A 25,362-nucleotide genomic window follows, 5' to 3' on the forward strand; every position below is an offset into this window, starting at 1 on the left:
TTGTTGTATTCCGTGATATCGCCCCAGGAACGACCTGGTGGCTGGAAGAAAATTTGGTCAGCCGGTCTCGGGTGGCTCGGTCGGACGCACCAGGAGTGCCGCCCGCGCGCCGAGTTCGACCTCGGCGTTGGGAAAGACCACGGCCAGCGGCGTGCCCTCGACGATGAAATCGCCGGCCTCGGCATCCTCGGCCAGACGGGTACCCACGGCGAACTCGGTGAAGTTCGGCGTATCGTCGGCGAAACATAGCCGGAACGCCCGGGCATGGCGTATCAGCTCGGCGGCGACGCGGAAGAAGGCCATGGTCCCGGGCGAAGCGCCGCCGGGCGGCTCGCGCCCCTCGACGAGGGCCTCGAGCAGTGTCAGCAGGGGCCTCAGGGCGTGCAGGTCGTTGGTACCGAATGGCCGCACCTTGCCGAGCTCCAGGGTGAAGGCCTGAGCGGCGTGGTAGTGCTTGGAATAGTGCGAGAAGGTCCAGCTGTGCCGGTGCTGATGCAGCACCGCCTGGATACCCGCCGCGGCCAGCCAGCGCCACTGTTCGTCGGCGGTCGCGGCCGCTTCGTCGAACGGCTCGACGGCGAAGCGTGGGTAGCGGCTGTCGCGAATCGCGGTATGCAGGTCGTAGTGCAGGCGCGGTCCGGGGTGGCGGGCGAAGAAATCGTCGACCGTGGCCATCAGGGTGGCGGCGCGCGCGCCCTCGTCGTTGTCGGGGAGCACGACATCGCGCTGGAACAGGCGGTTGAGATTGGTCGCGCAGTAGCGCGTGCCGGCACGGATCGCCGGCAGGTTGCCGAGCAGTACGAGCACCGGGGCGCCCGGCCGCAACTGGCCGCTCTCGATCCGGGCGAGCAGCTCGCCGACGAGCTCGATGGGCGCGGTCTCGTCGCCATGGATGCCCGCCGAGATCACCATCGTCCGCGCGCTGGGCCTAGCCGCGGCGGGCTGCAACTCGAGCATGCCGGGACCGTGCAGGACGTAGCGTCCGCCCGGCAGCCGGCCCTCGCGTTCGCCGGTGACGTCGCCGTCGAGGGTCAGGTTCAGCCAGTCACCCAGCATGTCGGGTGCCCTGACTGCGGTTGCCGGTGGACGCGAAGACCCTGACGTCACTGGCGGCGACGACGCCTTCATGGCGCTTGCCGTCGTCGAGGATACGCCGTGTCGGCGGGGTCATGGCGGTATCGCCGTCCCACTGATAGGCGACGACGGTATCGAAAGTCAGCATCAAAGGCGCCTGTCTGTTGTTGTATCCGTTGGCGAGCGGCGGCGAGCACCGAATCGCCGGCAAGTAGCCTGGCGAATACCCGATTAGCCCTCGCGATGCCCTCACCATCCGGGGCCGTTGGGGCCTCGGCAAGGGACCACGTCGGGCTGATGAAAATGGCGGGTGCGATAATGAAAACCGCCCGAACGCTGGGCATTCGGGCGGCGGCATGGCTCAGGCGATGCCCTTGGCACCGGTATAGAGCGTGTAGATCGACTGGCTGGCGGTCATCAGCAGGCGGTTACGGTCCGCGCCCACGAAGCACAGGTTGGCACAGACTTCCGGCAGCAGGATCCGCCCCAGCAGCACGCCCTCGGGATCGAACACCGCGACCCCATCGATGCCCTCGCCGCCCGAGGCGGCGGCCCAGACGTTGCCCTGTTCGTCGCAGGTGAGCCCGTCGTAGACCTCCTTGGGGTTGCTGGCGAGCTGTCGCTTGTTGTCGAGCTTGCGTCCGTCGGGAGCGAGCGACCAGCGGGTGATGGTCGCCGGCTGATCGGGATGATGGGAAGGGGCGGTGTCGCTGATGTAGAGGGTGTCGCCCTTGGGCCCGAGGGTGATGCCGTTGGGTTTGTAGAGTTCCCGGGTGAGCAGGATCGGCTCGTCGAGACTGTCGTCGACATAGTAGACCGCCGGCTGCAGCTCGAGCGGGCGCTTGTGACCTTCGTAGTCGACGTGAGCGCCGTAGCCGGGGTCGGTGAAGATGATCCCGTCGGAGGGGAGTGCCACCAGGTCGTTGGGCGCGTTGAGCCGCTTGCCCTGGTAACTCTCGGCGAGCACCGTGGTCGAGCCGTCCCACTCGTAGCGCACCACGCGGGCCGGCGAGTGCTCGCAGGCGACCAGCCGGCCGCGATGGTCGAAGGTGTTGCCGTTGGAGTGGCCGACCTCGTAGCGCAGCACGCTGACCTCCCCGGTGGCCTCGTCCCAGCGCATCTGCCGGGCGCGAGGGATGTCGCTGAACACCGCATAGCGGCCGACGGCATTCCAGGCCGGGCCCTCCAGCCAGAGCCCCTCGCTCCAGTGGCGCTGCAGCGGGGTGTTGAAGAGAAAGAACTCCTTGAAGCGATCGTCGACCACCTGCCAGACATCCGCCGGGTAGCGGGCGGGTGGGGCGCCGGAGGGTTGTGCGAAGACGTTGGGGATCGTCGAGGCCGCGGCCAGCGCGGCCGACGCGGTAAGGAACTGACGGCGTCCGAGCGTCATGAGAGCACCTTGCTTGTTGTGTCAGTGGGTCGTCGAAAAGAGAGGCAAAGCCGTGAATCGGGCAGACCTCTCCGTCAAATGTAGAAGCTGAAAATTCGTAAGTGGAACATTTGAGGGCTATTTACGACCAAAGACGACCCTGCAAGGGGACATTGCATGACGTGAGAGGCCCGATGACGATGCCGGGTCTCTAAAGTGCCTGACAAGCCGGCCGATATAGCCCCGTTATTGACGAACAGAACAATGGCTGGGGACGCTGACGATGACGGCAATGCAGGGGATGGTGGTGGCGGGGCGGCAGGGGAGCGGTAGCGACGCCACGAGACGCCACAAGAGCGGACCAGGACGGTCCGGCTGGACGCTAAAGCGCAAGCTGTGGGCAACCCTGGGTCTGATGTGGCTGGTGATGATCGGCATCGTGGTCGGCATGGCCTGGCAGGGGCGTGGCACGATGATCGAGGATCGGCGCCAGTCGCTTTTCAACACCGTGGGCATGGTGACGACACTGCTCGACGGTTATGCCGAGGGGGTCGATGCCGGAGAGTTCAATACTGACGAGGCCCAACGGCGGGCGGCGGCAGCTCTGGATGCCATGCGCTTTGGTCGCGACCGCAGCAACTACTTGTTCGTCTTCGATAAGAATGCCGACATCGTCTATCATCCGCGCCGCGAGCCGGGCAGCGACATGAGCGACTACCGCGATCCCAACGGCGTGGCAGTCTATGGTGAACTGGCGCGCATCGCCGGCCAGGGTGGGGGGTATCTGGCCTATCATTCCATGCGCGGCTCGGCCAGCGACAAGACGCGTTATCCCAAGCTCAGTTACGTGGAACGTTTCGCGCCCTGGGGCTGGAACGTGGCGGCCGGGGTCTACGTCGATGATATCCAGCGTGTCTTTTTCGGCAAGTTGTGGCGCTATGCGGTGATTCTGTTGATCGCCGGTGGTGCCCTGACGGCGGTGTTCCTTTTGCTGATTCGCAACGTCTACAACAGCCTCGGCGGCGAGCCCAGCGTGGCGGCCGGCGTGGTCGGGCGTGTCGCCGATGGCGACCTGACCCATGTGACGCCGCTGCGCGACGGCGATCAGAGCAGCCTGATGGCCGCCATCGAGCGCATGCGTCGTGAGCTGGCGAGTACCATCGCGCGGCTGCGTCATGCCAGCGAGTCGATCGATACCGGCGCCCGCGAGATCGCCGCCGGCAACAACGACCTGTCGTCGCGCACCGAGCAGCAGGCGGCCTCCCTGGCGGAGACCGCCGCGAGCATGGAGCAGCTCACTTCCACGGTGAGCCAGAATGCCGACAACGCCGCTCAGGCCAACCGGTTGGCTTCGCAGACCACCGAGTCGGTCGTCAAGGGGCAGGAAGTGATCGCCCGGGTCGTCAGCACCATGGGCGATATCCGCGAGAGTTCCGGTCAGATCGCCGATATCATCAGCCTGATCGACGGCATTGCCTTCCAGACCAATCTGCTGGCGCTCAATGCCTCGGTGGAGGCCGCCCGAGCCGGCGAGCAGGGGCGCGGGTTCGCCGTGGTCGCCGGCGAGGTGCGCAATCTCGCCAGCCGCTCGGCGCAGGCGGCCAGCGACATCAAGACCCTGATCGAACGCTCGGTGGGCCAGGTCACCAGTGGTGCGGACCTGGTCAACCAGGCCGATGGCGCCATGAACGAGATTCGCGAGAGTGCCCAGCGAGTGAGCGATCTGATGGGTGAGATCTCGGCGGCGTCGAACGAGCAGTCGTCGGGTATCGAGCAGGTCAATCAGGCGGTCGCGCAGATGGATCAGGTAACGCAACAGAATGCGGCGCTGGTTCAGCAGGCGGCATCGGCGGCAGAATCGCTGGAAGACCAGGCCAGTCAACTCCATCAGACGGTAAGCCGCTTCCGGGTCAATCCATCGGCCTGAAGGGCGTCTGCGCGCCGTTCCCGCGACGTCATGCACGTCCCGATAGCACCTCGGGGCGTGTTTGTCGTGCGTTGTTATCGGTCGCCCTTCTCTGGGATAGGCGGACGGGCGGAAAGTTGTCAGGCGCTCGCCCGCCTTATGACCGGGATGCGCATGCCGTCAGGCGGCGGGCGTCGCCCGCTCAGCCGCGCTGTTCGGCCATGGTGTTGCGGTAGGTCTCGGCCAGCTGCTGTTTGTGGTCGTCATCGAGGGCGCGACCGGCCAGCTGGAAGACCTCCTGTTCCTCCTCGTCGAGGTGATGGCTCACCAGTTCCTGGAGGTTCCTGGCCTGGGCGAGCCAGCCCGGCGAACTGAAGCGGGTTTCTTCCAGCGTCTCGATCAGCTCGTCGATCTCGTGGTGTTCGGCGACACTGTGACGGGCCTTCTCCTGGGTCAGGTCGTATTCCATCATCGGCACATAGAGCGCGCGTTCCTCGGCCGCGGCGTGGTATTGCAGCTCCGCCTTGACCTTGCGGAACAGTTCCTCGCGGCCTTCGCTGTCCCCTTCGGTCTTGACGAGCAGCTCGAGCAGGGTGCGTTGGGTCTGGTGGTCCTCGCGCAGGGCTTCGAACAGGGTCACGGTCATCTCCTTATGGTCGTTTTGACATCCTGACAGCGACGACGGGGCCGTCGCCATCCCATCCTAGCGCCTGTATGCCGCTTTCGGCGAATCTGCCGCCGTTCAACCCTTGGCGACCACCTCGGCGATCGCCCGGCCCAGGTCTTCGGTGCTGCCCTTGCCCTTGAGGTCCGGGGTCAGCGGTGCCCGATCGGGGCCGTCGCGCAGCACCGTCTCGATGGCATCGACGATTGCCTTGCCGGCATCTTCGTGGCCCAGGTGGTCGAGCATCATCGCGCCGCTCCAGATCTGGCCGATGGGGTTGGCGATGCCCTGGCCGGCGATGTCCGGTGCGCTGCCGTGCACCGGCTCGAACAGGCTGGGGAACTTGCCTTCGGGGTTGATGTTCGCCGAGGGGGCGACGCCGATGGTGCCGGTGCAGGCCGGTCCCAGGTCGGAGAGGATGTCGCCGAACAGGTTGCTGCCCACCACCACGTCGAACCAGTCCGGATGCAGCACGAAGTTGGCGGTGAGGATGTCGATATGGAACTTGTCGACGGTGACGTCGGGGTAGTTCCTGGCCATCGCCTGCACCCGCTCGTCCCAATAGGGCATGGTGATCGAGATGCCGTTGGACTTGGTCGCCGAGGTCAGCTTGCGGCGCGGGCGTCTGGCGGCCAGCGCGAAGGCGTACTCGAGCACCCGGTCGACGCCGGTGCGGGTCATCACGGTTTCCTGGATCACCACCTCGCGCTCGGTGCCCTCGAACATCTTGCCGCCGATGCTCGAATATTCGCCCTCGGTGTTCTCGCGCACCACGTAGAAGTCGATGTCGCCGGGGCCGCGATCGACCAGCGGGCTCTGGATGCCGGGCATCGAGCGACACGGGCGCAGGTTGATGTACTGATCGAAGCCCCGGCGGAACTGCAGCAACGAGCCCCACAGCGAGACATGGTCGGGCACCTTGTCGGGCCAGCCCACCGCGCCGTAGAAGAGGGCGTCGAAGGGGGCGAGGGTCTCGCGCCAGTCGTCGGGCAGCATCTTGCCGTGCGCGAGATAGTAGTCGCAGCAGGCGAAGTCGAAGTGCTCGAAGTCCAGCGCGATGCCGAAGCGCTCGGCGGTGGCTTCGAGGACGCGCAGGCCTTCGGGCATCACTTCGGTGCCGATGCCGTCGCCGGCCAGCACGGCGATCTTGTGACTCATGCGGGGTCTCCTTTCCTGAAATGCTCGGTCGCCCCTGCAGTCTAGCGGCTGTGCACGATGAAATAATCGGGGTAGAGTGCAAGCCATTGTTGCCTGTAAGTGGAGAATCGCGCCGCGTGGACACGCTCAACGACCTGGCCTTCTTTCAACGCCTCGCCCAGTGCGGCAGTCTCACCGCCACGGCGCGAGAGCTGGGGCTGTCGCTGTCGGCGGTTAGCAAGCGGCTGATGCAGCTCGAGGCCCGGCTCGGCGTACCGCTGGCGCAGCGCACCACCCGGCGCTTGACGCTGACCGCCGAGGGCGAGCTCTATCGCCGGCGTGGCGCGGCGATCCTCGACGAGCTTCGCGATCTGGAGGGTGACCTGTGCGACCGCCAGCGCGATCTGACCGGGCGGCTGCGGGTCAACGCCACCTTCGGTTTCGGTCGGCGCCACGTCGCGCCGCTGGTGTCGCGCTTCACCGCCGCCCATCCGCGCCTCGAGGTGCTGCTCGAGTTGACCAATTTCCCGCTCAACCTGGCCGATCACGGTTTCGACGTGGGTATCCGGGTCGGCAGGCCGCCGGATTCGCGGCTGGTGGCGCGACGGGTCCTGCACAACCGGCGTATTCTGTGCGCCTCGCCCGACTACCTGGCGACGATGCCGGCGCTGACACGTCCCCAGGATCTGGCCGCCCACCCCTGCCTGGTGGTGCGCGAGAACGACAGCGACTACGCCGTGTGGCGTTTCGACCGCGACGGCGAGACGCTATCGGTCAAGGTGGGCGGCCGGCTGGCCAGCAACGACGGCGAGGTGATCACCCGGCTGGCGCTCGACGGCCACGGCATCATGCTGCGCTCCTGGTGGGACGTGCATGCCGATCTCGAGGCCGGCCGCCTGTGCGAGTTGCTGCCGGCCTGGCGCGGCGTGGCGGCGGATTTCTACGCCGTCTATGCGCCGCAGCGTCACCTGCCCGCGCGGCTGGGGGCTTTCATCGCCTATCTTGAAGACAGTCTGCCGGGCCGTGTCCCGGCGCCGGGTTGAGCGTATCCTGGCAGGCAAGCGTGGCCTGTCCTGCTATGATGTGCCCCCCGCGGATGGGGGTCCGGTTGCCAAGGGAGTCGCTGGCTTGAATATTCTCATGTTTACCAATACCTATCGGCCGATCGTCGGGGGCGTGAGCGAATCCGTCCAGCGTCTCAAGGGGCGCCTGCAGGCCGAGGGACATCGGGTATTGGTGGTGGCGCCGAAGCTGGAGGGGCAGCCGCGCCACGAACCCGACGTGATCCGGGTGGCGGCGGTGCAGCACTTCAATGGCAGCGACTTCTCGCTGCCGGTGCCGATCCCCGGCCAGCTCTATGAAGCCATCGAGGCCTTCGAGCCCGACATCGTCCACTCCCATCACCCCTTCCTGCTCGGCGATACTGCCGCCCGCGCCGCCGAGACCTACGGCCTGCCGCTGGTCTTCACCCATCACACCCTCTACGAGCACTACACCCACTACGTGCCGGGCGATTCGCCGCGCATGCAGCGTTTCGCGGTGGCGCTGTCCACCGAGTACACCCACCTCTGCGATGCGGTGATCGCGCCCAGCGAGAGCATCCGCGACATGCTGTTGCTGCGTGGTGCCAACCGGGCGATCTGCGTGGTGCCCAGCGGGGTCGATACCCGGCGTTTCGCGAGTGGCAACGGAGCGAGCCTGCGTCGGCGGCTGAATATCCCGGAGTCGGCCTATGTGGTGGGGCACGTGGGGCGCCTGGCCCAGGAGAAGAACCTGCCGTTTCTGGCGCGTACCGTGGCGCAGTGGCTGGCGAACCGGCCCGGAGCGCGCTTCCTGGTGGTCGGTGACGGCGATGCGCGTACCGCGATGCACGATGCCGCGGTACGCCTCGGCGTCGCCGATCGCTTTCACTTCACCGGCAAGCTGCGCGACCAGGAACTGATCGACGCCTATCACGCCATGGACGTGTTCGCCTTCGCCTCGCACAGCGAGACCCAGGGGATGGTGCTGGTCGAAGCGATGGCCGCCGGGTTGCCGGTGGTGGCGATCAATGCCACCGGGGTTCGCGAGGTGATCGCGCACGGCGGCAATGGCCTGTTGCTGGCCGCCGACGACAGTGCCGGGTTCGCCGCGGCGCTCGATCAGCTCGACGATCGCGAGCGCCGCGAGACCCTGCGACGTGGCGCGCTGGCGACCGCCGAAAACTTCGACGAGGCCTGCTGCGCCGAGCGTTGCATCAAGCTCTACCGCAAGGTGATCGCCGCCGGGGGGCCGGTCAGCCACGCCGACGACGGGGCCTGGGAGCGGGTGCGCGGACGTCTCGAGGCGGAATGGCAACTGCTGCGCCACCGCGGCCGGGTGCTGCGCTCGGTGCTGCAGGACGAGCCGATGTTCGGCCTGCCGCTGGTCAAGCCCGACGAGTCCGAAGCTTCCCAGGAGTGACGCTCGGCGCGAGGCGTCAGGAGCGGTGCCGGTTGCGCTGCTTGCGGTCGGCGTAGCGCTTGAGCCCCACCAGTACCAGGACCGCCAGGGTGATGCCGCCCAGCGACCACAGCAGTTCGCCACGGTTCTCGGCGGTGACCAGCTCCCCCAGTTGGCTGCCCAGCAGGGCGACCCCCACCAGGCCGGGAATGATCCCGATCAGCGAGCCGATCATGTAGTCGCGAAAGCGCAGGTGGAAGGCGCCGGCCATCATGTTGGTCAGCGTGAAGGGCGCCAGCGGCAGCAGATTGACCAGTGTCATGGTACGCACGCCGCGTCCGGCGAGATGGCGGGCCAGGCCGTTCAGGCGCTTGCCGCCGTGGCGCAGCAGGGCGTCGCGGCCCAGCTTGTGGCCGATCCAGTAGGTGATCACCGAGGCCAGCAGGGTGCCGACGAGCGAATAGACAAAGCCCCACACCGGCCCGAACATCAGGCCGGTCACGGCAACCAGGATGCTCAGCGGGAACATCAGCAGCGAGGCGCCGACGAAGATGGCGATGACGATCGGAATCGCCCAGGGCGAATCGCGCCAGCCGAAGGCATGATGCGCCATCTCGAGCAGGCGCTGCGGGGAGAGGGCATCGTTCATGGCCAGCCACTGCCAGAGCAGCCCGAAGGCGGCGAGCACGGCCACCAGCACGATGACGAGTCCGAGAGAACGACTCATGGGGGCGAGGATCCCCGTCGATGAATTCGCGCACAGCATACTGGCATCCGCGACGCCGGCCAAACGCGAAGACGCGCCGGCCCCTCGGGACCGGCGCGTCTTCGCGCACGGGTGTGCCCGTCGTTACAGCGACAGTGCCTGCTTGACCGCCGGCCAGGCGGGCTCGCCGTCGGCGGTGGTCACGCCCTGGAGCATCGTCTCGACGCGATCCGGGTGGTCGTGGATCCACTGACTGGCGACCGACTCGGCACTTTTCTCCTCGAGCCCGAAGCCGCGGATCATCCAGCTCTGCTCCTCGGCGCTGAAGGCGAACTGGTTGAAGAAGGTCTTCAGGTTGGGGTGAGCGTCGGCGAAGTCGCTGCGCATCAGCGTCAGCACCTGGCTCTTGCCGTTGTCGGGGCCGAACAGGTCCTTGGAGTCGCTCAGGTAGCGCATCGGCAGTTCGAGGTTCATCCAGTGCGGTGTCCAGCCCACCCAGACGATCGGCTTCTCGTGCTTGATGGCGTCCTTGGCGGCGCTGAGCATGCCCACCGTGCTGGTGTCGACGATCTGCCAGTCGCCCAGTCCCCAGGTATCCGCGTCGATCGCCTTGTGCAGGATTTCGCTGGCCGCCGAGCCGGCGCCGAAGCCGTAGATCTTGCCGTCGAACTCGTCGCGATGGGCATCGAGGTCGGCGAAGCGCTGGATGCCGGACGCGTAGACGTAGTCGGGCACCGCCAGGGTCATCTGCGCGCCGTCGACGTTGTTGGCCAGACGCACGATGTCGCCGCTTTCCTCGCGCGGCTTCAGCATGTCCTGCTGGGCCGGCAGCCAGCCGCCGAGGAAAACGTCGAGGTCACCGGACGACAGGGCCTGGTAGATCACCTGCAGGCCGAGGTCCTGGCTACGGCTGTCGTACCCCAGCGGCGCGAGCAACTGCTCGGCGATCTGGGTCTTGACGGTGATCCCCGGCCAGGCGGGCACGCCGAACTCGACCGTCTCGGCGGCGTGGGCGCCCAGGCTAAGGCCCAGGGCAAGCGGGACTGCGTACCATGCATTGCGGGATTTCATGCGATCTCCTTGTCATCGGGAAGTAAAGCCGCCACGCCTGTTCTGGTTGTGTGCCGGCGCGGCGGTATCGGGCGTCGCGTGGCTGACCGCTTCAGCGGGCCAGCACGCGCAACCGGGATTCCAGCAGATCCAGATCGAGGTAGGTGCCCTGCAAGTGGCGCTTGCCGGTGTTGGGATCGAACGCCTTGCGACCGTGCAGCACGCGACGGTTGTCGAAGGCGACCATCTCGCCCGGCGCCAGGGCGAACTCGAGCTGGTAGCGCGGGTCATGCAGCAGTTGCCAGAAGCGGCGGTAGGCAGCGTACCAGGCGTCGACCTGATCCAGCGGCAGCCGCAGGGTGTCGCGGATCCAGTTGTTGAAGCGGATCTCCAGGGGACGGCCGGCCGCGTCCAACTGGATGATCGGCGCGCGCACCGCGATGTCGTGATCCTCGTCCTGGAAGCGGAAATCGATCGGTGTCTCGGCGAGCCGCCGGAACGCCTCGGGGTCGCTTTCGCGCAGTGCTTCGGCCACGGCGAAGCCGTCGGCGAAGGTCGACTCGCCGCCCTCGGCCTCGTTCTGCAGGCAGTAGAGCAACTGGATATCCGGCGGCTGACGCCAGTTGGGCAGGTCGGTGTGCAGTGCCAGGCCGATCGACGTATAGGCGGCATTGTTGGGATTGGGCTTGGAGCGGACGTCGAAGCGGGCCCCGAAGTTGGTGGCACGCAGCGGGCCGATGCGCCCCGCCAGGCGGCTGACCTCCTCGTCGGCCAGCGGGCCGTCCTCGAGCAGCACCAGGCCGTCGCGCAGCAACGCCTCGAGCCACTCGCGTTCGCCCCGGGTGCGCATGAAATCGTGGTGGGCGATGCGGGCCGGGCGGAAGTCATCGGCCCAGGCCCGCCGCTGCGGGAGCGGATCGGGCGTCGAGTCGGGCGCATCGAGGCGGCGCTGGCGCAGCCATACCGGATCGAAGCGGCTCTCGTGGCCGTCGACCCAGTCGATGCGCAACACGCCATCGTCGATGGCCACGGCGGGGGCGGCATCGATCTCCTGGAGCGGCACGAACAGGCGCTCGCGGGTCAGCGGATGGCGACAAACCGCGCAGGCGCAATGGTCGCGTAGCCAGAGCAGGGGAAAGTGGCTGCGTACGCCATCCGCCCAGTCCACGGTGATGCGGGCGCCGGTCGCCACCGCCTCGACGAGGGCCGGGCCATCGTCGTGGGCCGAGAGTTCGCCCATGGCCTGGCGCGGCTGACGCGTGTCCGGCTGGGTTTGGGGCGACGATGCGGTGACGCTCATGCATGACCTCCTGCGAAGCGATCGGTGATTCGAAAACGTCTACGAGGATGACGGCTGGGAAACAGAGCGACAAACGATTAATCTACGGTCTAAGGCCAAGTTGAACTTATAGGTGCCTTTTTCATGAACCCCTTGCCCCCGTTGCTCTGGTTGCAGGCCTTCGAAGTCGCCGCGCGAACCCTGAGCTTCACCGAAGCCGGCCAGGAACTGGCGATCACCCAGTCGGCCGTCAGTCAGCGGATCCGTCTGCTCGAGGATCGCCTGGGCCAGAAGCTGTTCGTCCGCCACCCGCGCAGCCTGACGCTCACGCCGGCGGGACAGGCCTGGCTGCCGAGCATCCAGGAAGCCTTCGCCCGGCTTTCCGAAGGCACTGCCGAGGTGTTCGGACCGCGCAGCGAGGCGCCGGTGACGCTGCGTGCCACGCCGGTGATGCAGCAGACCTGGCTGGCACCGTTGCTGCTCGACTTCCACCGCGCCAATCCGACGATCGTGGTGCGTCTGGTCAGCGCGATCTGGCGTGACGATTTCGGGCCCGAGGGCGCGGACATCGAGATTCGCTACGGACGCGGCGACTGGGAGGCGGTGGAGGCCGTGTCACTGGGCCGCGAGTCGATGCTGCCGGCCTGTTCACCGCGCGTCGCCGAGCGACTCGCGACGCCCGCCGATCTGGCCGGCGAGACGCTGTTGCATGCGGTGGGCTTCGCCGTGGGCTGGCCGGCCTGGCTGGAGAGCGCCGGCGTGCCCGAGCTGGACCAGCGCTGCGGTTCGCTGCTCTGCGACAGCCAGGTGATGACCCTGTCGCTGGCGGCTCGCGGCGGGGGCGTGGCCCTGACCCATCGCAGCCTGCTAGACAAGCGCGACGACCTGGTGGCGCCCTTCGCGTTGAGCGTCGACAGCGACGAAGGGTTCTGGATGGTACGCCCCGCGCGGCGTGCGCTGCATCCCGAATCGCGACGGCTCTGGGCGTGGCTGGTCGAGCACGGCGCCGGGCCGGGCGAGACGCTAGACTGAGAGAGTCGGCTTGAAAGGATCGCAACGCTTCAGGAGGCGCACCATGCACGGACGACGCGAGACCCGGATCGCCGGCCTGCTGGCCGGCGTGGTAATGGCCTGGATGGGGGCTGGCCCGTTGGCGGCCCAGGCTGGCGAGGGCGGCGCCTATCTGCTCGGCGATGGCCAGGGTGGCTGGACCGTCCAGCCGCTGGACGCCGACGGTCTGGCGCCGCCGCGCGCGCTACGCCACGACGAGTACTGGCGGGGTGTCCCCCGCAACGACGCCCGGTGGTGGCGCCACGACGACCGCTGGCGTGACGGCGGCTATCGCCACTGGCGCGGCGAGCGTCATCCGCCGTGGCCGCCGCGCCATGATCACTGGCCCGGCGGTGACCGCTGGGGCGGGCACTGGCCCCACGGCCCTTACCCACGCTGGCCGGCCCCCGAGATCGAGGTTCACGTCGATGGGCTGTCGGGCGGGGTCAACCCGCCGCGGGCCGAGGATACCGGGCCCGATCAGTGTCATCAGTCGCGTCGCGACACCTGGTCCACCGACGCGCTCGACTGCCCGCAGCCCGACCCGTCGGAGCGGGGCCAGAGCTGGTCGACCTCACCGTAGAGCGGGCTCAGCCGTTGCCGGCCCCGTCGGGTGGCGAGGCGTGGCCGGCCAGCGTGGTCGGCGCCACGTAGAGCGGGGCGGCATCGGCATCGCCGTGACACTCGCCGAAGGCGGTACCCGGGATCAGCAGCCAGTGGTCGTTGTTCTGCAGGCCCAGGTCGCGCGCCTGGGAGAGGTCGGCACACGGCATCTCCTCGGTCATGCCCTGATCGACGAACATCCAGCGTGTCGCCGGGGCCGCGTCGAGCCAGGCGAAAGCCCGCTCGAGCTGGGCCGGCTCGGGCGTCTTGAAGCCGAAATGCACCGTTGGTTGGCGTGCCTGCAGCAGGAACTCCTCGTCGAAGGCGGGCATGGCCAGCCAGGCGTCGTTGCCGGTCAGTTGGACGACGTGCTGCATCATGTCGCGCGGCGAGCGGGTGCCGTCGAGCTGCTGGTAGCCCCAGGTCGACCACAGCCCCCAGAACACCATCAGCCAGCCGGCCAGGGCGAGCATGCCGCGGCGCGGCCGCAGCCCGTAGAGCAGGGCGGCGGCGGCCAGGCCCAGGACGATCCACCACAGCCACGGCGAGACACTGTACTTGGCGGCCAGATCGGCCAGTGCCGGCAGCCCGGCGGCGCCGAGGATGCCGGCGACCAGGAAGATCCCGCCCAGCACCGCCACCAGGCCGGCGCCCAGCCAGTGCAGCCAGCGCTTGCAGAGCAGGCCCGGGAGCAGCGGCGCCATGGCCAGTACCAGCAGGGGCACGCCCGGCAGCATGTAGACACCGCGCTTGCCCGGCGACAGCGAGAAGAAGCCCACCAGCAGGATCACCCCGCTGAGCGGCAGCAGCACCCGCGCATCCAGTCGGCGCGTGCGATGCCACCAGGCCGGCACCAGCCACGGCAGCCCGAGGATTAGCGGCAGCCAGGCCCAGGGGATCACCTCGACCAGGTAGTAGTACCAGGGCTTCAGGTGGTGCCAGGACTCGGCGTAGCGTTGGCCGGTCTGCTTGAAGAGGATGTTATCGCGATAGGCGGCGAGCGTCGGGTCGTCGCTGAAGGTGGTGATCAGGGCCATGGGCACCGCCCACAGGGCGATGGTGCCGACCAGGGTGGCCAGGCCCAGTGCCAGGTCCTTCCAGGCCAGCCGGGTGGCCTGGCCGCGCCACGCCAGCAGCCCCCAGGCCGGCAGCATCAGCAGCGGCAGAAAGCCCACGCCCTTGGTGATCACGCCAAGCCCCATGGAGGCGCAGCCGATGAACCACCAGCGTCGGGCGGGGCCCAGCAGGGCGTGACGCAGCATGCCGTAGGCCCCCAGCGTGATCCACAGGGTCACCAGCATGTCGATCTGGGCGGTCTTGGCCTGGAGCACGAACTGCAGGGTGCTGAGCAGCGCGGCGCCGGCCAGGAAGGCCACCCGGCGGCCATACAGGCGCCGGGAGAGGTCCATGACCAGTGCCAGCGATCCCAGGGCGCCGATCAGCGAGGGGATCAGAAAGCCCAGGCGGACCGAGCCGGTCAGGGCGATCGACGCCGCCGAGGCCCACATGAAGACCGGTGGCTTGTCCGGGTAGGGTTCGCCGCCGCGATGGGGGATCCAGAAGTGGCCGGTATCGAGCATCTCCAGCGCGTTGAGCGCGAAGCGCGGTTCGTCGGCGGGCCAGGGATCGCGCAGGCCGATACCCAGTGCCAGCAGGGCCGTGGCGACGAGCAGCAGCAGTAGCCAGGCCAGGCGCTGCTTGCCGTGGAGATAGGCGGGACGTTGCATGGGACCACTCACCAGTCGGGGATGAAGATCGGGCTCAGCGGGAGGGCTCCTGCTCCCGGCGGGACTCCCGGCGAATCAGGACCATGTTGCGCACGTAGATGAACAGCCCGGCGCCCTGGCCGGCGATGAATACCGGATCGCGGCGATAGAGGGCATAGGCGAACAGCGTGGCGCCACCGGCCAGACTGAAGATCCAGAAAGCCTTGGGGACGATGCTTCGCTTGGCCCGTTCGCTGGCGATCCACTGAACCAGGAAGCGGGCCGAGAACATGGCCTGGCCGACGAAGCCGATGGCCACCCAGATCCATTCCGCGCTCATCGTGGGCTGCCCTCCGGTGGCGTGGCGGGGTGGGGTGCGCTTTGCGGGGCGCTGTCGCCGAGCCCCGGCAGGTCGCGCAGGCCCTCGACCGGTGCCGGCAGGCGCGAGCGCTTGCGCAGCCACATCACGCCGAGCATGTCGACGAGTCCCGCCCAGAGCCGGTTGTTGAGCCCGTAGTGGGATTTTCCGGTGCCGCGCGGGCGGTGATTGACCGGCACCGAGACGCAGCGACCGCCCTGCATCTGGATCAGTGCCGGCAGGAAGCGGTGCATGTGATCGAAGTAGGGCAGAGTGAGGAAGGCGCGGCGCTGGATGACCTTGATGCCGCAGCCGGTGTCGGGAGTGTCGTCGGCGAGCAGCGCAGCGCGCACCCGGTTGGCGACCCGTGACGACAGCCGCTTGAGCCAGTCGTCGCGCCGGTTGACGCGCTGCCCGGCGACCAGCGTGACGTCGCCCTGGCGGGCACGGGCCAGGAGGCTGGGCAGGTCGGCGGGGTCGTTCTGGCCGTCGCCGTCGAGTGTCGCCAGCCAGGTGCCGCGGGCGGCGTGGGCGGCCTGCCAGACCGAGGTGCTCTGCCCGGCGCTGTGGGCATGGTGCAGCGGTCGCAGGCGCGGATCCTGCCGGGCCCGCCGGGTGAGCAGGTCCCAGGAGTCGTCTCGCGAGGCATCGTCCACCACCAGCACCTCGTAATCGGTATCCGGCAGCGCGGTGCTGATTTCATCGAGCAGGGCGGGGAGGTTGCCGGCTTCGTCATGGGCGGGTATGACAATCGATAACAGCGGTGTCGTCACGGTGGTGAACTCTTTTCCTGTCGATGGCGAGGCAGTCTGCCCGGCGCGTCTTAAGATAGCCTTAAGGCAGCCGGCGAGACGCCGCGTCGACCGAGGGTGCAAGGGCAAGTGGCCGGCGCCGGTCTCTGGTGTGCCGCCGCGGGCCGGGCGTTTCCCTAGGATAGCCACAATGGCAGGCGAGCCGGGCGAGCGTTGGCGCGACGTCAAAATCGGCAATGATGCCACTCAACGCCCGGCGGGTATAGAGTGGCGGCCCGAGCCCCGACACCTTAAGCGAGCGTTAAGGAAACCCGCGGATCATTGGCGCTCCGGTAGCCGAGACGCACAACGACGGGACAGCATGCGATTACTCCTGGTGGAAGACGATCCCCTGCTCGGGGACGGCATCAAGACGGCCCTGCAGCGCGAGGGTTACGTGGTCGAGTGGCTCGACAACGGGACCGATGCCATGGCCGCGCTGCGTTTCGACGATTTCTCGGTGGTGGTGCTCGACCTCGGTCTGCCGGACGTCGACGGCATGCAGGTGCTGCGCCATCTGCGCCGCAAGAGCGCCTTGCCGGTGCTGATCCTCACTGCCCGCGACGATGTCGAGGATCGCATCGCCGGGCTCGACGGCGGGGCCGACGACTACGTGCTCAAGCCCTTCGATCTCCAGGAACTGCTGGCGCGCCTGCGGGTGGTGATGCGGCGTGCCGAGGGGCGCGCCTCGCAGGTGCTGGAAGTGGGGCCGCTGCGCATCGACGAGGCGCGCCATCAGGTTACCTGGCGCGGCGAGGCGATCTCGCTGGCGCGGCGCGAGTACGCCCTGCTGCTCGAGCTGGCGCGCCACCCCGACAAGGTGATGACCCGGCCGCGGCTGGAAAGTCTGCTCTACGGCTGGGACGAGGAGGTGGCGTCCAATGCCGTGGAAGTGCATATTCATCACCTGCGCAAGAAACTCGACAAGAGCCTGATCGCCACCGTGCGTGGCATCGGCTACCGCCTGGACCCCCGTATCGAATGATCTCGATTCGCCGCTATCTGACCCGCACGCTGGCGCTGGTCCTGGCGGCGGTGACCGCGCTGGCGATCACCGCCGCCTATCTGATCACCGGCCACGAGATGGAAGAGATTCTCGATGCCCAGCTCAGCCTGCAGAGTCGGGTGGTGGCGGGGCTGATCGAGCCGGACACCTCGCCGGCGACCTACCGGCGGATCGCCGAGCGGCTCAGCCAGCCCGAGCACTTCGCGCACCTCTATCGGGCCGGCGAGGCCCTGCCCGTCGACGCCTCGCAGGCGGCGCGCTACCACCACGAGGAGCGCAAGCTGTCGGTCGGCTTCTGGAATCGCGACGGAACCCCGCGCCTGCTGGGGGCGGTCTGGAACGATGCCGGCCCGTTCCCGGCGCCCCACGAGGAAGGTTACGCCTGGGTCGACTACGACGGCGCGCGCTGGCGGGTCTTCTCGCTCTACGACGAGGCCAGCCGAACCTGGATTCGCTCGGGCATCCACGAGGCGTTCATGCAGGAACTCGAGGGCAAGGTGGCCCTGGGCAACCTGATTCCCATGCTGCTGGCCGTGGTGTTGCTGCTGTGGGCGATGGGCGTGATCATCCGCCGCGGGCTGGGGCCCATCGACGCGCTGTCGCGGCAGGTCGCCGGGCGCAACGATCGCGATCTGAGCTTTCTCGATGTCGAGGTGCCGCGCGAGCTGGGCGGGCTGCGTCAGGCGATCAACGATTTCATCGCCCGTCTGCGCGAGACCCTCGAGCGCGAGCGACGCTTCACCGCCGACGCCGCCCATGAGCTGCGCACGCCGCTGGCGGGCCTGAAGATCCATCTCGACAATGCCCGTGCCGGCGAGTCGGCCTCGCTGGACAAGGCCTACAGCGGTGTCGAACGACTCCAGCGGGTGGTCGAGCAGTTGCTGGTACTGGCGCGACTGGACCGTCAGGACGCCCGCCACGTCGCCGACGTCGACGTCTATCCGCTGGTGCTCGATCTGGTCGCCGAACTCTGGCCCTGGGCCCAGGCGCGCCACCAGCAGATCGAGCTCACCGGCCTCGAATCGCTGTGGGTGCGTGCCGATCCGGTCGAGCTGGGCATCCTGATCCGCAATCTGCTCGACAACGCCCTGCGCTACACGCCGGAATCCGGCACCGTGGAGATCGAGCTGGCGCTGGGCGACGGTCTGGCGCGTCTGATCGTGCGCGACAGCGGGCCGGGCATTCCTGAGGAGTTGATCGACAAGGTCACCGAGCGCTTCCGGCGCGCCGCCGACCAGCGCACCACCGGCAGCGGCCTGGGGCTGTCCATCGTCCTCGAACTCGCCAAGCGCCAGGCGGCCAGGCTGGAACTGCGCAATCGTGATCCCCACGGGCTGGAAGTCAGCCTCGCCTGGCGTTCCCTGGCGCAGGGCACTGTCCCGAGACCACGTCCGGCACCGACTCGCCAGTAGTCGCGCCGACCGTCATGCGTCGGCGGGCCCCCTCATCCATCGCCGGCGGCTTGACGCCTCTGCGAGCCCTGCCTAGCTTGCAGGGAGCGGCGATGCCGACGGCTCCTCTCGGTAAGTTTTTGAAACCATGAGGATTTCGTGGATGGTCGCTATGTGCAAGGTGCTCTGGGACGTTAGGATTTTTACGAAAAGTCGACGAGCGAAGGAAAGACAAGGCAAAAATCGGCGAAAAAGCGGAGTTTACGAGGTGTAAATGAGCATTTTGAGCCGATTTTTAACGCCGTATTGCCGAGCGCAGACAGTTTTCGTACAGAGCCTAGGGCACGCAAGGATCGGGTGACAGGGTGTCACCCTCGCGACTAAGGAGACGGTCATGAAAGCACTCACCTGGCACGGCACGCACGACGTGCGTGTCGACAACGTTGCCGATCCCAGGATCCAGGAACCGCGCGACGCCATCCTCAAGGTCACGGCCACGGCGATCTGCGGCTCGGATCTTCACCTCTACAACGGCTTGATGGCCGGCATGCAGGCCGGCGACGTGCTCGGGCACGAGTTCATGGGCGAGGTCGTCGAGACCGGTTCGGCGGTGAACAACCTGAAAAAGGGCGATCGCGTGGTGGTGCCCTTCACCATTTCCTGCGGCGATTGTTTCTTCTGCAACAAGCACCTGTACTCGCTGTGCGACGAGTCCAATCCCAACGCCGACCAGGCGGCGGGCGCCATGGGCCACTCGCCGGCGGCACTGTTCGGCTATTCGCACCTGCTCGGCGGGATCCCTGGCGGTCAGGCCGAATATGTGCGCGTACCCTACGCCGACGTGGGGCCGATCAAGGTCGAGTCCGACCTGCGCGACGACCAGTTGCTGTTTCTCTCGGACATCTATCCGACCGGCTATCAGGCCGTCGACAACTGTGACATGGAGCCTGGCGACACGGTGGCCATCTGGGGCTGCGGCCCGGTCGGGCAGTTCGCCATCCGCAGCGCCTGGATGCGCGGCGCCGGTCGGGTGATCGCCATCGATCGGGTCCCCGAGCGTCTCGAGCTGGCCAGCGCCCAGGCCGGTGCCGAAGTCATCGATTTCGAGAAGGATGACGTCTATACCCGGCTGCTGGAGATGACCGGCGGGCGCGGCCCCGACTGTGCCATCGACTGCGTGGGCGCCGAGGCCCATGGCCAGGGTGACCCCGAGGCCGAACGGCGCGCGGCGGATTCCGGCGAGGAAAACCACCCGAATGCCATCAACGAGATGGTGCTCTCGGTGCGCAAGGGCGGCCGCCTGTCGCTGCCCGGGGTCTATACCGACAAGGTCGACGGCTTCGCGCTCAACGCATTGATGAACAAGTCGCTGTCGGTCAAGAGCGGCCAGACCCACATGCAGCAGTATCTCAAGCCGCTGCTGAAGACCGTGGAGCAGGGCTTGATCGACCCGTCCTTCATCATCACCCACCGTTACGCGCTGGGCGACGCGGCCGATGCCTACGCCAACTTCAACGCCAAGCAGGATGGCTGCATCAAGGTGGTGATGACGCCCTGACCTCGCGGCAGGTCGACAGCACCTCGAACAGACCTCGTCCGGGCGGGCGGGGTCTTTTTCATGCCGGGAGGCGGCGCAGCGGGTCCTGGGCGAAGTAGCGGCCGAGCAGGGCGTAAAGTTCGGGGTAGACGCCGTGAAGCTGGTCGGGGGCGCTGAAGAAGAGTTCGCAGCACACCGCGAAGCACTCGCCGGGGTGGGACGCGGCGTAGTCGTCGATCGGCGTGGGCCTGCCGTGGGCCAGGTGAGCCTGCAGGTCGTCCCATACCGCGGTGAAGATCCGGTGCCATTCGCGCGGGTCGATGTCGCGCGGCAGCGGCGGAAAGCCGTCGGCGTCCAGCGAGTTGCTCATGTCGAGCTTGTGGGCGAACTCGTGGATCACCACGTTGAAGCCGTTCCAGTCGCCGCTCTCGGCGAGATCGACGAGCGAGATCACCACCGGCCCCTGGAACCAGGTCTCGCCGACCCGTTCGTCCTCGTATTCGTGAACCACGCCGGCCTCGTCCATCTCGCTCACGTGACGGCGGAAGGCGTCGGGCACCACCAGCACCTCGTGGACGTTATCGAATGCCTCATTGGCCTCCGTATCCGACCAGCCGAGGGTCAGCAGGCAGGCCTGGGCGGCCAGCCCCAGCCGCGCCGGCAGGTCGAAGGCCTCGTCGTCCGGCAGGGTGAGGCGCTTGCGACGCACGAAGGCCCAGGCGCGCTCGCCCAGCCGCTCGGCGTCCTCGGTAGAAAGGGCGGCAAGCAGCGGCAGGCGCCGGCAGGCTTGCTGCCAGGCCTCGCGCGGCAACGGGTGCCGGCTGGCCTCGTGCCGCCGGTGCCAGGCCTTGATGGCCTTCCACCACTTCATTGGCGTGGCCTCAGGGGGTGTCCTCCTGACGACTGCCGGACTTCCAGCTCCAGTCGCGCAGGCGCAGGTCGAACAGGTCCTGACGGCGGTCCTTGAGGTTGGTCACCGTGCCTTCGCTGCGCACCACCTTCAGTCGGGTGAGGTCGAGGTCCGAGAACATCACCATCTCGGTGTTGGGGGTGGTCTCGGAGAGCACCGCGTCGTGGGGGAAGGCGAAGTCCGACGGCGAGAACACCGACGACTGGGCGTACTGGATGTCGAGGTTCTCGATCGACGGCACGTTGCCGACGCTACCGCACACCACCACGTAGCACTCGTTCTCGATGGCGCGGGCCTGGGCGCAGTGACGCACCCGCAGGTAGCTGTTCTTGGTGTCGGTCCAGAACGGCACGAAGAGGATGTCCATGTCCTGGTCGGCGAGCAGGCGCGGCAGTTCCGGGAACTCCACGTCGTAGCAGATCAAAATGCCCACGCGCCCGGCGTCGGTGTCGAACACGCGCAGTTCGTCGCCGCCTTCCACCACCCAGTCGCGGCGCTCCTGCGGGGTGATGTGCAGCTTGGCCTGGCGGTCGATCTCGCCGTCCCGCCGGCACAGGTAGGAGACGTTGTAGAGCTTGCCGTCCTCACCCTCCTCGACCATCGAGCCGGCGATGATGTTGATGTTGTAGGACACCGCCATGCGCGAGATCTCGGTCTTGAAGCGCTCGGTGAAGCCGGCCAGGAAGTGGATCGCGGCCAGCTGGTCGGACTGGTCGGTGAGCCCCATCAGCGGCGTGTTGAACAGCTCCGGCAGCACCACGAAGTCGCTCTGGTAGTCGGCGACGGCGTCGACGAAGTATTCGACCTGCTGGAGCACCGCCTCCACCGAGGCGAATTCGCGCATCTGCCACTGCACGGCGCCCACGCGGACCTGGGTCTTGCGCGTCTCGAGGACCCGCTCGGCGGGCTCGAAGAGGATGTTGTTCCACTCCAGCAGCGTCGCGTAGCCCTGCGACTTCTCGTCCTCGGGCAGGTACTTGCGCAGCAGGCGCTTGACCTGGAAGTCGTTGGCCAGCTGGAACGACAGGATCGGATCGTGGATCTCCTTGCGCGCCACCCGTTCCAGATACTCGGTGGGCGACATCTCCTCGGCGTACTGGTGATAGTTGGGGATGCGCCCGCCGGCGAGGATCGCCTGCAGATTCTTCGAGCGGCACAGCTCCTTGCGTGCCTCGTAGAGGCGCCGGCCCAGCCGATAGCCGCGGTAGGCGGGATCGATCAGCACGTCGAGCCCGTAGAGGGCGTCGCCGTCGGGGTCGTTGAGAATGATCTCGCGTTGGCCGATCAGGTCGTCGTACTGGTGCGGGTTGGAGAACTCGTCGTAGTCGACCAGCGCGGTCAGCGCCACGCCGACGATGCGGTCGCCGTCCTCGATGAGGATCTGGCCGTCGGGAAACTCCTGGATCAGCTTGTCGATGGTGTGCTTGGGCCAGGCCCCGCCGATGTCGTGGTAGACGGCATCCATCAGCGTCTTGAGCTGCGGATAGTCGTCGGAAGCCAGGTTGCGCAGATTGAGGTGCAGATCGTCGAGCGACATGGGTGTCGGGAATCCTGAGATGGCGGACTATCGCGCCAGCCTAACATGTTGTGCCGCGCATGCGGACGGCGCTCACGGGGTGCGAGCGCGGCGATCCTCGATTACCCGCCGGCCGCGAATGCAGTCGGCCTCGTGGGGTTCGTCGATCCAGGGTTCGGCGATGCCCTGGGTGATCCAGGCGGCGACGGCCGGGTGCTCGAGCAGGCGTCGGGCATAGGCGGCGGCCATGTCGCCGAGCGTGATGCCGTAGCCGCGCACGCGGATGGCGACCGGTGCGAACATGGCATCGGCAATGGTGAAGGTCTCGCCCGCCAGCCAGGGGCCGCCGAAGCGCTCGAGTCCTTCCGTCCACAGGGCGTCGAGCCGCGCAATGTCCTTTGCCAGGGCTGGACTCGGCGTGCCCAGTTCGATGGTCAGCGCACAGTTCATCGAGCACTCGTCGCGCAGGGCGGGGAAACCCGCATGCATCTCGGCACTGGCACCGCGTGCCCAGGCCCGGGCGTCGCGTTCGCCCGGCCAGGCGGCGGGGTGCTCCTCGGCGAGGTCGTCGAGGATCGCCAATGACTCCCAGATCACCCGGTCGTCGTGGTGCAGGCACGGCACCTTGGCGGTGGGCGAGAAGACCTCGAAGGCCTGCTGTTTGCCGGCACCCTCGAACGGGGTCAGCACCTCCTCGAAGGGGATATCGAGCGCCTTCATCAATACCCAGGGGCGCATCGACCAGGAGGAGTAGTTCTTGTTGGCGATGTAAAGGCGATAGGCCATCGTACGGGGCTCCGCGTGGACGAACAGGATCATGAAACCCGCCCAGGAGCTTTCGGGGCGGGCAGTGGGGGCAGGCGCGTTCGCGCGTCAGGTGCGTTCGAGCATTTAAGTATGTTCGAGAAAGGTCAGCGCGTGGCCGTGAGAGAGCGCCGCGGCGTGGCGGTGATAGGCGCTACGCGCCCAGCAGTTGAAGCCGTGGTCGGCGCCGTCGTAGACGTGGATCTCGACGTCGCCGCGGTCGGCGAAGGCCTGACGGGTCTGTTCGATGTGTTCGTCGGTGATGTGGCCGTCGTTGCCGGCGAAATGGAACTGTGTCGGCACCGTCAGCTCGGCGGCCTTGTCGAGATGCTTGTGGATGCCGCCGGGGTAGAAGCACACGGCCCGGTCGACGCCGGATTCGATCCCCGCCAGATAGGCCAGGATACCGCCCATGCAGTAACCCAGCGATGCCACTTCGCCCTCGCACTCGGGGCGCTGGCGCAGCGCCTGGACGGTGCTGGCCAGGTCCTTGACCGCCACCGTGAAGTCGATCTCGCCGACCAGCTTGAAGGCCTTGTCCATGTCGTCGCCGTCATAGGCGAGTTCCACGCCGGGTTCCTGGCGCCAGAACACGTCCGGGGCGAGCACCACGTAGCCATCCAGCGCATACTGCTCGGCGACGCTGCGGATGTGAGGGTTGACGCCGAAGATCTCCTGGATCAGCACGATGCCCGGCCCCTTGCCGGCCGGCGGCAGGGCCAGGTAACCCTTGAACGACTGCCCGTCGTGGCTGGCGATATCGATCCACTGGGTCGTGACGGCTTGCTGGGTCATGCCTTCCTCCATGGTGCGGTGTCGCGTCGATCCCGCGACACGGTAATGGTTCGTCGGCTAAGCGTAGGCGCTGACACCCAGCGGAACAACTGAAGCGGCGAGCGTTCAACCGATGCGCAAGGCGGCATGGCGACTCAGCGCAACTGGCTGTCCTTGCTGCCGCGGCGATTGTAGCCACTGAATGCCGACTGGCGCTTGTCGGCCTCGCTCTGGCAGGCGACGCACAGGCGCACGCCGGGGACCGCCTCGCGGCGCGCCTGGGGGATCGGCGCGTCGCACTCCTCGCAGTGGGTCAGGCTCTCGCCGCGCGGCAGCTGGCTGCGCGAGCGTTCGACGGCATCCTCGATGGTGCTGTCGATCTGATCCTGTACCGCGCCATCTCTTGACCATCCTCCGGCCATGACGACCTCCTGGCTCCCGTCGCTGTTTCAACTCCAGTCTAGCCGGAACGATCGACGACGAGCTACGAGCTACGAGCTACGAGCTACGAGCTACGAGCTACGAGCTACGAGCATCAGACTAGCCCAAAGCCAGGGTTACCCCGCGGAAAGCGCTGGATAAATCGCCGAGCGGGGCGTAGCGCAAGGCGCACAACACGCAGGAACCGGAGCCTATACGTCATAGGTGAGGATTCCGAGTATTGTGCAACGCCGCGCTACCCCCGCGCAGGCATTTAGGCAGTGCGTTCCTTGGCCTTGTGCACCGCCCGCCAATGATGCAGCAACGGCTCGGTGTAGCCCGCCGGCTGTTCGCGGCCCTTGAAGATCAGGTCCGAGGCGGCCTGGAAGGCGCTGGAGTCGGCCAGGTGCGCGGTCATCGGCGTGTAGCCCGGATCGTGCGCGTTCTGGTCGTCGACGACTTTCGCCATGCGCGCGAGCGTCTCCTTGACCTGGGCCTCGCTGACCACGCCGTGATACAGCCAGTTGGCGATGTGCTGGCTGGAGATGCGCAGCGTGGCGCGGTCTTCCATCAGCCCCACGTCGTGGATGTCGGGGACCTTGGAACAGCCCACGCCGTGCTCGACCCAGCGCACCACGTAGCCGAGGATGCCCTGGCAGTTGTTGTCGAGCTCCTGCTGGATCTCCTCGGCCGACCAGTCCGGGCGCTCGACCACCGGCACGCTGAGCAGGTCGTCGAGGTAGTCGGTGGCCGGGCGCGATTCCAGCGTCTGCTGCACGGCGGCGACGTCGACCTGGTGGTAGTGCAGGGCGTGGAGCACCGCGGCGGTGGGCGAGGGCACCCAGGCGGTGTTGGCGCCGGCCTTGGGGTGGCCGATCTTCTGCTCGAGC

24 protein-coding genes and 1 pseudogene are annotated in these 25,362 nt (G+C 67.4%); 8 read left to right on the plus strand and 17 right to left on the minus strand.

The genetic code is table 11. The features are described 5' to 3' along the window. Window positions 1–57 precede the first annotated feature (57 nt). The 3 genes from D0901_RS16530 to D0901_RS16535 form a co-directional block, all read right to left on the minus strand. Window positions 58–1,056, minus strand: coding sequence for a succinylglutamate desuccinylase (locus D0901_RS16530; RefSeq protein WP_129141399.1), 999 nt, complete (start codon window positions 1,054–1,056; stop codon window positions 58–60). After that, window positions 1,046–1,222 carry a hypothetical protein gene (locus D0901_RS20930; protein WP_162500889.1) on the minus strand — a complete coding sequence of 59 codons (177 nt, stop codon included), beginning with the start codon at window positions 1,220–1,222 and terminating at the stop codon, window positions 1,046–1,048. The genes D0901_RS16530 and D0901_RS20930 overlap by 11 nt, the downstream gene beginning before the upstream one ends. Before the next feature lie 213 nt (window positions 1,223–1,435). Beyond that, on the minus strand, window positions 1,436–2,464 hold the full coding sequence (locus tag D0901_RS16535) for an SMP-30/gluconolactonase/LRE family protein (protein ID WP_129141400.1): 1,029 nt from the start codon (window positions 2,462–2,464) through the stop codon (window positions 1,436–1,438). A 262-nt stretch (window positions 2,465–2,726) separates the two neighbouring features. Here D0901_RS16535 and D0901_RS16540 point away from each other — a divergent pair, with 262 nt between their 5' ends. Continuing rightward, window positions 2,727–4,370 carry a methyl-accepting chemotaxis protein gene (locus D0901_RS16540; RefSeq protein ID WP_233440454.1) on the plus strand — a complete coding sequence of 548 codons (1,644 nt, stop codon included), beginning with the start codon at window positions 2,727–2,729 and terminating at the stop codon, window positions 4,368–4,370. A 181-nt stretch (window positions 4,371–4,551) separates the two neighbouring features. On the opposite strand, the gene D0901_RS16545 is transcribed toward D0901_RS16540, so the two are convergent. Together D0901_RS16545 and D0901_RS16550 are read right to left on the minus strand one after the other, a co-directional pair. Next, window positions 4,552–4,989, minus strand: coding sequence for a hemerythrin domain-containing protein (locus D0901_RS16545; RefSeq protein ID WP_129141401.1), 438 nt, complete (start codon window positions 4,987–4,989; stop codon window positions 4,552–4,554). A gap of 102 nt (window positions 4,990–5,091) precedes the next feature. Continuing rightward, window positions 5,092–6,171: a tartrate dehydrogenase gene (locus tag D0901_RS16550; RefSeq protein WP_129141402.1), complete on the minus strand. Its 1,080-nt coding sequence runs from the start codon at window positions 6,169–6,171 to the stop codon at window positions 5,092–5,094. A gap of 116 nt (window positions 6,172–6,287) precedes the next feature. On the opposite strand from D0901_RS16550, the gene D0901_RS16555 reads away from it, so the two are divergent. Beyond that, a complete protein-coding gene (locus D0901_RS16555; RefSeq protein WP_129141403.1) occupies window positions 6,288–7,193 on the plus strand; it encodes a LysR family transcriptional regulator in 906 nt (301 codons plus the stop codon). A gap of 85 nt (window positions 7,194–7,278) precedes the next feature. Further along, window positions 7,279–8,592, plus strand: coding sequence for a glycosyltransferase (locus tag D0901_RS16560; RefSeq protein ID WP_233440455.1), 1,314 nt, complete (start codon window positions 7,279–7,281; stop codon window positions 8,590–8,592). A gap of 16 nt (window positions 8,593–8,608) precedes the next feature. Here D0901_RS16560 and D0901_RS16565 read toward each other — a convergent pair whose 3' ends face one another. The 3 genes from D0901_RS16565 to D0901_RS16575 form a co-directional block, all read right to left on the minus strand. After that, window positions 8,609–9,298: a TVP38/TMEM64 family protein gene (locus D0901_RS16565; RefSeq protein ID WP_129141404.1), complete on the minus strand. Its 690-nt coding sequence runs from the start codon at window positions 9,296–9,298 to the stop codon at window positions 8,609–8,611. A gap of 123 nt (window positions 9,299–9,421) precedes the next feature. Further along, on the minus strand, window positions 9,422–10,348 hold the full coding sequence (locus D0901_RS16570; RefSeq protein ID WP_129141405.1) for an ABC transporter substrate-binding protein: 927 nt from the start codon (window positions 10,346–10,348) through the stop codon (window positions 9,422–9,424). Window positions 10,349–10,439: 91 nt separating this feature from the next. Next, window positions 10,440–11,627 (minus strand): TauD/TfdA family dioxygenase, encoded by a 1,188-nt coding sequence (locus D0901_RS16575; RefSeq protein ID WP_233440456.1) that lies wholly within the window; start codon window positions 11,625–11,627, stop codon window positions 10,440–10,442. Between the two features lie 123 nt (window positions 11,628–11,750). On the opposite strand from D0901_RS16575, the gene D0901_RS16580 reads away from it, so the two are divergent. Together D0901_RS16580 and D0901_RS16585 are read left to right on the plus strand one after the other, a co-directional pair. Then, window positions 11,751–12,638, plus strand: coding sequence for a LysR substrate-binding domain-containing protein (locus tag D0901_RS16580; RefSeq protein ID WP_129141406.1), 888 nt, complete (start codon window positions 11,751–11,753; stop codon window positions 12,636–12,638). Window positions 12,639–12,681: 43 nt separating this feature from the next. Beyond that, a complete protein-coding gene (locus tag D0901_RS16585) occupies window positions 12,682–13,239 on the plus strand; it encodes a hypothetical protein (RefSeq protein ID WP_129141407.1) in 558 nt (185 codons plus the stop codon). A 7-nt stretch (window positions 13,240–13,246) separates the two neighbouring features. Here the strand turns inward: D0901_RS16585 and D0901_RS16590 are convergent, their stop codons facing one another. Genes D0901_RS16590 through D0901_RS16600 form a run of 3 tightly spaced genes read right to left on the minus strand, consistent with a single transcriptional unit; the run spans window position 13,247 to window position 16,096 of the window. Then, entirely contained in the window at window positions 13,247–14,986 is a 1,740-nt protein-coding gene (locus D0901_RS16590; RefSeq protein ID WP_129141408.1) for an ArnT family glycosyltransferase, read from the minus strand. A gap of 34 nt (window positions 14,987–15,020) precedes the next feature. Next, window positions 15,021–15,305, minus strand: coding sequence for a lipid-A-disaccharide synthase N-terminal domain-containing protein (locus tag D0901_RS16595; RefSeq protein WP_129141409.1), 285 nt, complete (start codon window positions 15,303–15,305; stop codon window positions 15,021–15,023). After that, window positions 15,302–16,096 carry a glycosyltransferase family 2 protein gene (locus D0901_RS16600; protein ID WP_129141410.1) on the minus strand — a complete coding sequence of 265 codons (795 nt, stop codon included), beginning with the start codon at window positions 16,094–16,096 and terminating at the stop codon, window positions 15,302–15,304. Before D0901_RS16600 ends, D0901_RS16595 begins: the two co-directional genes overlap by 4 nt. 340 nt (window positions 16,097–16,436) lie before the next feature. Here D0901_RS16600 and D0901_RS16605 point away from each other — a divergent pair, with 340 nt between their 5' ends. The 3 genes from D0901_RS16605 (at window position 16,437) to D0901_RS16615 (ending at window position 20,069) form a co-directional block, all read left to right on the plus strand. Further along, window positions 16,437–17,099, plus strand: coding sequence for a response regulator (locus D0901_RS16605; RefSeq protein ID WP_129141411.1), 663 nt, complete (start codon window positions 16,437–16,439; stop codon window positions 17,097–17,099). After that, window positions 17,096–18,532, plus strand: coding sequence for an ATP-binding protein (locus D0901_RS16610; RefSeq protein ID WP_129141412.1), 1,437 nt, complete (start codon window positions 17,096–17,098; stop codon window positions 18,530–18,532). Before D0901_RS16605 ends, D0901_RS16610 begins: the two co-directional genes overlap by 4 nt. 373 nt (window positions 18,533–18,905) lie before the next feature. Beyond that, a complete protein-coding gene (locus D0901_RS16615) occupies window positions 18,906–20,069 on the plus strand; it encodes a zinc-dependent alcohol dehydrogenase (protein ID WP_129141413.1) in 1,164 nt (387 codons plus the stop codon). A gap of 58 nt (window positions 20,070–20,127) precedes the next feature. Here the strand turns inward: D0901_RS16615 and D0901_RS16620 are convergent, their stop codons facing one another. The 6 genes and pseudogenes from D0901_RS16620 to D0901_RS16645 form a co-directional block, all read right to left on the minus strand. Beyond that, entirely contained in the window at window positions 20,128–20,919 is a 792-nt protein-coding gene (locus tag D0901_RS16620) for a M90 family metallopeptidase (RefSeq protein WP_129141414.1), read from the minus strand. A gap of 10 nt (window positions 20,920–20,929) precedes the next feature. Then, the gene (locus tag D0901_RS16625) at window positions 20,930–22,495 is read right to left on the minus strand and encodes a bifunctional GNAT family N-acetyltransferase/carbon-nitrogen hydrolase family protein (RefSeq protein ID WP_129141415.1); all 1,566 of its coding nucleotides are present in this window, start codon (window positions 22,493–22,495) and stop codon (window positions 20,930–20,932) included. Window positions 22,496–22,567: 72 nt separating this feature from the next. Next, a complete protein-coding gene (locus D0901_RS16630; RefSeq protein WP_129141416.1) occupies window positions 22,568–23,260 on the minus strand; it encodes a glutathione S-transferase family protein in 693 nt (230 codons plus the stop codon). A gap of 105 nt (window positions 23,261–23,365) precedes the next feature. Continuing rightward, the gene (locus D0901_RS16635; RefSeq protein ID WP_129141417.1) at window positions 23,366–24,073 is read right to left on the minus strand and encodes a dienelactone hydrolase family protein; all 708 of its coding nucleotides are present in this window, start codon (window positions 24,071–24,073) and stop codon (window positions 23,366–23,368) included. A gap of 134 nt (window positions 24,074–24,207) precedes the next feature. Beyond that, window positions 24,208–24,474 carry a DksA/TraR family C4-type zinc finger protein gene (locus D0901_RS16640; RefSeq protein ID WP_129141418.1) on the minus strand — a complete coding sequence of 89 codons (267 nt, stop codon included), beginning with the start codon at window positions 24,472–24,474 and terminating at the stop codon, window positions 24,208–24,210. 272 nt (window positions 24,475–24,746) lie between these two features. Beyond that, window positions 24,747–25,362 (minus strand): annotated as a pseudogene (locus tag D0901_RS16645) (malate synthase G); the annotation flags it as partial.

Origin of the sequence: Modicisalibacter coralii (genome assembly GCF_004117855.1) — a bacterium.
Classification (GTDB): domain Bacteria; phylum Pseudomonadota; class Gammaproteobacteria; order Pseudomonadales; family Halomonadaceae; genus Modicisalibacter; species Modicisalibacter coralii.